The sequence below is a fragment of the Pseudonocardia spirodelae genome (genome assembly GCF_037727765.1).
Classification (GTDB): Bacteria; Actinomycetota; Actinomycetes; order Mycobacteriales; family Pseudonocardiaceae; genus Pseudonocardia; species Pseudonocardia spirodelae.
The window spans coordinates 78,354-85,169 of the sequence record NZ_JBBJUP010000025.1; the positions used below are offsets into that span (position 1 = coordinate 78,354).

Annotated in this window: 7 protein-coding genes; 4 read left to right on the top strand and 3 right to left on the bottom strand. The window is 74.6% G+C overall.

Going from position 1 to position 6,816, the window contains the following annotated elements; translation table 11 throughout:
- Positions 1–23 precede the first annotated feature (23 nt).
- A complete protein-coding gene (locus WJX68_RS23755) occupies positions 24–830 on the bottom strand; it encodes an SGNH/GDSL hydrolase family protein (protein ID WP_340294921.1) in 807 nt (268 codons plus the stop codon).
- A gap of 234 nt (positions 831–1,064) precedes the next feature.
- On the opposite strand from WJX68_RS23755, the gene WJX68_RS23760 reads away from it, so the two are divergent.
- Entirely contained in the window at positions 1,065–1,352 is a 288-nt protein-coding gene (locus WJX68_RS23760) for a DUF1540 domain-containing protein (RefSeq protein WP_340294923.1), read from the top strand.
- Here the strand turns inward: WJX68_RS23760 and WJX68_RS23765 are convergent.
- The gene (locus WJX68_RS23765; RefSeq protein ID WP_340294925.1) at positions 1,337–1,753 is read right to left on the bottom strand and encodes a hypothetical protein; all 417 of its coding nucleotides are present in this window, start codon (positions 1,751–1,753) and stop codon (positions 1,337–1,339) included. The genes WJX68_RS23760 and WJX68_RS23765 overlap by 16 nt on opposite strands.
- 112 nt (positions 1,754–1,865) lie before the next feature.
- Here WJX68_RS23765 and WJX68_RS23770 point away from each other — a divergent pair, with 112 nt between their 5' ends.
- Complete coding sequence (locus WJX68_RS23770) at positions 1,866–2,591, top strand: GntR family transcriptional regulator (RefSeq protein WP_340294927.1); 726 nt, start codon at positions 1,866–1,868, stop codon at positions 2,589–2,591.
- A complete protein-coding gene (locus tag WJX68_RS23775; RefSeq protein WP_340294929.1) occupies positions 2,591–3,736 on the top strand; it encodes an acyl-CoA dehydrogenase family protein in 1,146 nt (381 codons plus the stop codon). The genes WJX68_RS23770 and WJX68_RS23775 overlap by 1 nt, the downstream gene beginning before the upstream one ends.
- Before the next feature lie 4 nt (positions 3,737–3,740).
- Here the strand turns inward: WJX68_RS23775 and WJX68_RS23780 are convergent, their stop codons facing one another.
- Positions 3,741–5,105: a glycosyltransferase family 2 protein gene (locus tag WJX68_RS23780; RefSeq protein ID WP_340294931.1), complete on the bottom strand. Its 1,365-nt coding sequence runs from the start codon at positions 5,103–5,105 to the stop codon at positions 3,741–3,743.
- 207 nt (positions 5,106–5,312) lie between these two features.
- On the opposite strand from WJX68_RS23780, the gene WJX68_RS23785 reads away from it, so the two are divergent.
- On the top strand, positions 5,313–6,815 hold the full coding sequence (locus WJX68_RS23785; RefSeq protein ID WP_422785762.1) for a SulP family inorganic anion transporter: 1,503 nt from the start codon (positions 5,313–5,315) through the stop codon (positions 6,813–6,815).
- Position 6,816 lies beyond the last annotated feature (1 nt).

Sequence of the window (6,816 nt, forward strand, 5' to 3'; positions counted from 1 at the left end):
GCACCGCCCGCGCGGGGCCGGGGTCAGATGCGGGTCAGCACCGCGCGCAGGATCGCGACCTGGCCGATCGGGCTGGGGTGCAGCCCGTCGTCCTCCCAGAAGTCGCCGCGCAGCGGCATCCGGGACAGGTCGACGGCGTCGGGATCGACGTCGCGCACGATCGCGACGAGGCCGGGCATGTCCGCGCCGTCCCACCACTCCCCGGTGAGCTCGCGGGTCAGCCCGGCCCGGCCCGGGTCGAGCGGCGGCGGCACGACGAACCGGACCCGCGCACCGGCCTCGGTCTCCAGCAGCAGCCGCAGCGCCCGCAGGTTGCGGCCGGTCTCCTCGGCCGACACCATCCGGATCCCGGTGGCGGCCCCCTCACGGCGCACGTCGTTGGTCCCGAGCATCACCAGCACCCGGGTCGGCATCCGGGAGACGAGGACCGGTCCCAGCGCGAGCGCCTCCGAGCTGGTCCGCCCGGACAGCGCGAGCACCTCCACCGAGGCCTCGGGCTCGGCCATCGGCACGAGCTCGGCGAGCAGCCGGGCCCAGCTCAGGCGGTCCGCCGAGATCGAGTCCCCGACCACGACCACCCGCTCGCCGGGTCGCAGCGCCATCCGCCGCAGGCCGTCCGCGACCGGCGGCTCGCCGACGAGCGCCCCGGCCGCGGCCCGCACCCGTCCGCCCAGCTCCGCGCGCACCCCGGCGACGGCCGACGGGTCGAGCCCGGCGGTGACGGCCAGCAGCCGGTCGACCTCCTGCTCCTGCACGCCGAGCGCGGCGAACGCCGGCCAGGCCGTCAGGTCGGCGTACCGGATCAGCCGGGTCATCAGATCGCTGTCCACGCGTCCCCTCCGTGTCGGCGGCGGGACGAGCATGCCCGCCACGGCGCGACGGCCCGTACCCGGGACCGGGGCGTCACCCGATGGGTCGACGCACAAGGTGACGTCCATCACAGACGATCGGCGTTTGGCAGGCGATCCGCGCAGGTCGCCACCGGGAGTGAGGACGACCCCACCGGGAGTCAGGCGAGCCTGCGTTGCCTGGTGGGCCCCGGCGGGAACCGACACGCTCCCCCCATGACCACGGCCCAGGACATGCCCCAGGTTCAGCAGTGTTCCGCGACCAGCTGTTCGTACAACTCCGACTCCAGCTGCGGCGCGGGGGCGATCACGATCTCCGGTGACCACGCCGCGTGCGGCACGTTCGTCGAGATCTCGTTCCGCGGCGGCAACGGCAACGGGCTCGTCGGCGCCTGCCACCGCTCGGACTGCCGGTTCAACGAGAAGCTCGAGTGCACCGCGTCGTCGGTGAACATCGGCAAGGGTGCCGACGCCGCCGACTGCCTCACCTACGAGGCCAAGTAGGCCAGCTCCTCCGCGCGGACCTCGCCGGTCTCGTCGATGCGCAGCGCGTTGTCGGCGACGGCGAGGGCCGCCACGGGGTCGACGTCGTCCACGAGGACGGCGACCCCGTCCGCGGCGACCGCCCGCAGCGCGCTCAGCACGGTGCTGCGGTCGTGCGCGTCGAGGCCGTCGGTCAGGCGGTCGGCGAGGACCATCGCGGTCGGCCCCGTCCGGGCCGTGTCCACGGTGGCCAGCCGGTCCGCCGCCGACTCGGCCTCGCGGGCCCCGAGCCGGCGCACGACGGCGTCGTGCCCGTCCGCGCAGCGGCCGCTGGCGTCGTCGAGCCGGTTCATCATCCGGCGACGCTGCACCGACGGCCCCAGCAGCACCGTGATGCTGCCGGTCGGCACTCGCAGAGACATCCAAGCCCTCCCTCACCGGTACTGAGGCCAGGCTAACCGGGGATGTCGTCGGGGTGAAGGCCCTGAGATCGCCGTCGCGCCTGTCGCCGTCAGATCGTATATGATAGTCGTCGTGTCGACGGCCGACCTCGTGCTCGACCCCTCCCCGGGGCGGACCCCGCAGCTGCCCGACCGGATCGCGCTCGTCCTGCGCGACCGCATCCTCTCCGGCGAGCTGCGCCCGGGCACGTTCCTGCGGATGGACCGCATCGCGGCCGACCTGGGCGTCAGCCACACCCCGGTCCGCGAGGCCCTGCAGTCGCTGCGCGCGGAGGACATGGTGCACGCGGTGCCGCGGCGCGGGTTCGTCGTCGCCGAGCTGACCCGCGACGACGTCGCTGACCTGTTCGAGGTGCAGGCCGACCTGACCGGCACGCTCGCCGCCCGCGCCGCCGAGCGCCTGTCCCCCGCCGACCTGGCGCCCCTGCGCGAGCTCGCCGACCGGGTCGCCGACCTGTGCGCGCGCACCCCGGAGACCCAGGACCCCGCCGGGCTGGACCCGCTCGTGTCCGCCGAGCACCGGCTGCACGCGCAGGTCAACCGGCTCGCGGGCTCCCGCAAGCTCGCCTGGCTGGTGGGCCGCTCGTCGCACTACCTGCCGGCGCACTTCTACACCGGCTCCCCCACCTGGCGGGCCGGCGCCCTGGACGCGCACACCGTCCTGCTCGACGCGCTCGCCGCGGCCGACCCCGACGCCGCCCGCGCGGCCATGCGCCGGCACGTGCTCGACGGACGCGACCTGCTGCTCACCCATCTGGACCGCACCGGAATGTGGACCGACCACGGAGGAGACACCTGATGCCCGTCACCCTGACCGAGGACCAGGCCGACCTGGCGAACGCGATCGGCGAGTTCTGCCGTCGCGAGATCGGGTCCAAGGAGCGCCGCGACGAGCTGACCGGGGGCGGGCGGCACCCGCACTCCGACGAGATCTACCGCAAGATGGCCGGGCTGGGCTGGCTCGGGATCGCGGCCCCCGAGGAGTACGGCGGCGCCGGCCAGGGCATGCGCGAGCTGCTGGTGTTCCTGGAGGAGACCGCCTACAACCAGGCCCCGATCTCCGGGTTCGGCACCACGGTCATCACCGCCGCCGCGGTGGAGAAGTTCGGCACCGACGCCCAGAAGCAGGAGCTGCTCGGCGGGATGTGCCGGGGCGACGTGCTGTCGATCTCGATGTCCGAGCCCGAGGCCGGCTCCGACGTCGGCGGCCTGAAGTGCCGTGCCACGAAGACCGACACCGGCTGGCGGATCGACGGCCAGAAGACCTGGTGCTCCAACGCGCACATCGCGTCGCACATCCTGCTCGTCGCGCGGACCTCGACCGAGGGCGGCAAGCACGACGGGCTCACGATGTTCGTCGTCCCCGCCGACGCGCCGGGCCTGACGATCCGGGGCATCGAGACGATGGGCGGCAAGGAGGTCAACGACCTGTACTTCGACGCCTGCGAGCTGCCGGCCGACGCCGTCGTCGGGACCGAGGGGCAGGGCTGGCGCCAGCTGATGGCCGGACTCAACCTGGAGCGGATGATCCTGGCCGGACTGATGCTCGGGCTGGCGCGCCGCGCGTTCGACGACACGGTCGCCTACGTCAAGGAGCGCACCCAGTTCGGCCGCCCGGTCGGCAGCTTCCAGGCGATGCGCCACCGCATCGCCGACAACGCCACCGAGCTCGCCGCGACCCGCCTGCTGGTCCACGACACGGCGCGGACCATCGACGAGGCCGAGCCGGGCGCGCTGTTCCCGCGCGAGGCGTCGATGGCGAAGCTCAAGGCCACCGAGCTGGCCAAGCACCTGTCCCTGGAGGGCATGCAGATGCTCGGCGGCTACGGCTACGCGACCGAGTACGGCATGGAGCGGCTGCTCCGGCAGAGCGTGGTGTCGACGGTGTACGGCGGGACCTCGGAGATCCAGCGCGACATCATCGGCAAGTCCTACGGCCTGTAGCGGGTCAGGCCGCGGGGCTCCGGGTGAGCTCCGCGGCCGCGTCCGTCGCACCCCAGCGCGACCGCGGCGTCGGGACCGCGCGCACCGGACCCGCCGCAGACCGCACCCGCGCCGCCTCGGCGGCCCGCCGGATGTGCGCCGGGACGAGCCCCGAGCGGGCCGGCAGGACCATCGGCGGCACCGCGCCGCCGTTGCGGCGGACCTCGCGGGAGCGCTGCAGGTAGGCCCACCCGCCACGGGCGAACCGGCCGCCGCGCTCCAGCAGCCCGGTCGAGGGCATCGCCTCGCCGGCGCCGGACTCGCGCTCGGAGATGTGGCGCAGCCGTGCGACCGCCGCGGGCAGCCGGCGCAGCGCGACCGCGCGGCCCTGCGGGGACAGCGCGACCTTGGCCAGGAAGCTGCCCAGCCCGACGGCGTAGCCCTCGAGCTGCGTGCGCAGGGCGGCCTGGTCGGGGCGGTGGTGGTGCCAGAGGTAGGCGCCGGGGGCGTAGCCCAGGACGTGTCCGGCCAGGATCATGCGGACGAGGAACTCGCAGTCCTCGCCGCCGTGGGTGGGGGTGCCGGGGCCCATGGCCTCGTCGAAGCCGCCGACGGCGCGGGCGGCGGCGGCGCGGACGGCGAGGTTGGCGCCGATGCCGAACAGGCCGGGGGCGAAGGGGAAGATCGGGGAGTCCGCGGGGGGCTCGGCGAGGGTGAAGCGGCGGGGGGTGAAGCCCTTGTTCCAGGCCAGGGCGATGTCGGCGGCGCGTTCCTCGGGGCTGGCGAGGCGGGCGGCGAGGACGGGGCCGGAGACGCAGGCGAGGTCGGGGTCGCCTGCGAAGGCGCCGGCGATGCGGGAGGCCCAGGCGAGGTCGACCTCGGTGTCGTCGTCGGTGAAGGCGACGAGCGCGGTGCGGGCCTCGGCCAGGCCGCGGTTGCGGCCCACGGACGCGCCGCGGCGGGGCTCGCGGACGTAGCGCACACGGTCCGAGCCGGTGTCGAGGACCGCCTGCCGGGTGCGCTCGTCGTCCGGGTCGTTGTCCACCACGACGACCGACAGCGCGGGGTGGTCGGAGGCCAGCACGGCGCGCAGGCAGCGGGCCAGCGACTCGGGACGGTTGCGGGTCGCGACGACGACGGTGATCGGCTCCGTGCCGGCCGGGGCGGCCTCGACGGCCTCGACCGGGCCCAGCCCGGCGACGGCGGCGGAGAGCTCCGCGGCCGTGGCCCGGCCCGCACGCAGCGGCACGGTGACCTGGCCCTGCGGGGTGCCCCCGACGGTCACGAGCAGGCGTGCGGCGCCGAAGCGCGGGTCGACGTCGAGGTCCGCGGCCGGGGCGAGCCGGTCGAGCTCGCCCACCCAGGTCGGTACGTCCGGAATCGTCGCCATGCACACCATGGTGCTCATCGCCGCTGTGACGACGCTGAGGACCATGCCGGGACCGCGCCCAGATCCTCCTGCGGGACAGCACCGTCGGGGCCGTCACACTCCGCAGACTCTCCCATCACGTGAGGGTACGGTCGTCGTGATCGCGCGTCCCCGGCGTCGTGGCCCGCGCCCGCCCCCTCCCCCGACGTGAAAGCGACCCGTCGCACCGTGTCCCGCACCACTCCGGCCCTCCCCGGCCCGCCCGACCTCGCCGCGCTGCGCGCGCGGTGGACCCCCCGGCTGCTGCGCACCGAGGTCCTCGCGGGCCTCGTCGTCGCGCTCGCCCTGATCCCCGAGGCCATCGCCTTCTCGATCATCGCGGGCGTCGACCCGCGGGTCGGGCTGTACGCGTCGTTCACGATGGCCGTCGTCATCGCCCTCTGCGGCGGCCGCCCGGCGATGATCTCGGCCGCGACCGGTGCCATCGCGCTGGTCGTCGCGCCGCTCGCGCGCGAGTACGGCGTCGAGTACCTGTTCGCGGCCGTCGTGCTGGGCGGCCTGCTGCAGGTCGCGCTGGCCGCGGCCGGCGTCGCGAAGCTCATGCGGTTCCTGCCGCGCAGCGTGATGGTCGGCTTCGTCAACGCACTCGCGATCCTGATCTTCACCTCGCAGGTGCCGCAGCTGGTCGGCGTGCCGTGGGCGGTCCTCCCGCTCGTCGCGGTGGGGCTGGCGATCATCGTCGGGCTGCCCCGGCTGAGCCGTGCGGTCCCGGCGCCGCTGGTGGCGATCGTGGTGCTGACGGCGTTCACCGTGACCGCCGCGGTCGCCGTGCCGACCGTCGGCGACCAGGGCGAGCTGCCGGACACGCTGCCGTTCCTGCACGTCCCGGCGGTCCCGTTCAGCGCGGAGACGCTGCGGATCGTCGCCCCGTACGCCGTCGGCGTCGCCCTGGTCGGGCTGATCGAGTCGCTGATGACCGCGCGGCTGGTCGACGACATCACCCGGACCGGCTCGGACAAGACCCGCGAGTCCTGGGGCCAGGGCGTCGCGAACGTCGTCACCGGGTTCTTCGGCGGTATGGGCGGCTGCGCGATGATCGGCCAGACGATGATCAACGTGAAGGCGTCCGGGGCCCGGACCCGGCTCTCGACCTTCCTGGCCGGGGCGTTCCTGCTGGTCCTGGTCGTCGGGCTCGGCGAGGTCGTGGCCCTGATCCCGATGGCCGCGCTCGTCGCCGTGATGATCATGGTGTCGGTCGGCACCTTCGACTGGCACAGCGTGCGGCCCACGACGCTGCGCCGGATGCCGCGCAGCGAGACGGCGGTGATGCTGACGACCGTCGCCGTCACCGTCGGCACGCACAACCTGGCCTTCGGCGTCGGCGCCGGTGTGCTGGTCGCGTCGGTGCTGTTCGCGAACCGGGTGTCGCGCCTGGTCGAGGTCGATCGGGTCACCGACGGCGACGGCGGCGTCGTCTACCGGGTCCGCGGCCAGCTCTTCTTCGCCTCCAGCAGCGAGCTGCCCGGCTCGTTCACCCCCGACGACGACCCCGCGGACGTGACGGTGGACCTGTCCGCCGCGCACGTGTGGGACGCCTCGACCGTCGCCGTGCTCGACGACCTGCACCGGCGCTACGAGCGCGCCGGGCGGACCCTGACCGTCACCGGGATGAACGACGACAGCCGGGACCGGCACGCGCGACTCGCCGGGCGCCTGGGCGCCGGGCACTAGC

Excerpts from the sequence above, each read along its gene's own strand:
- WJX68_RS23760 (WP_340294923.1), top strand. The coding sequence starts at position 1,065 with ATGACCACGGCCCAGGACATGCCCCAGGTTCAGCAGTGTTCCGCGACC.
- WJX68_RS23765 (WP_340294925.1), bottom strand. The coding sequence starts at position 1,753 with ATGTCTCTGCGAGTGCCGACCGGCAGCATCACGGTGCTGCTGGGGCCG.
- WJX68_RS23775 (WP_340294929.1), top strand. The coding sequence starts at position 2,591 with ATGCCCGTCACCCTGACCGAGGACCAGGCCGACCTGGCGAACGCGATC.
- WJX68_RS23780 (WP_340294931.1), bottom strand. The coding sequence starts at position 5,105 with ATGGCGACGATTCCGGACGTACCGACCTGGGTGGGCGAGCTCGACCGG.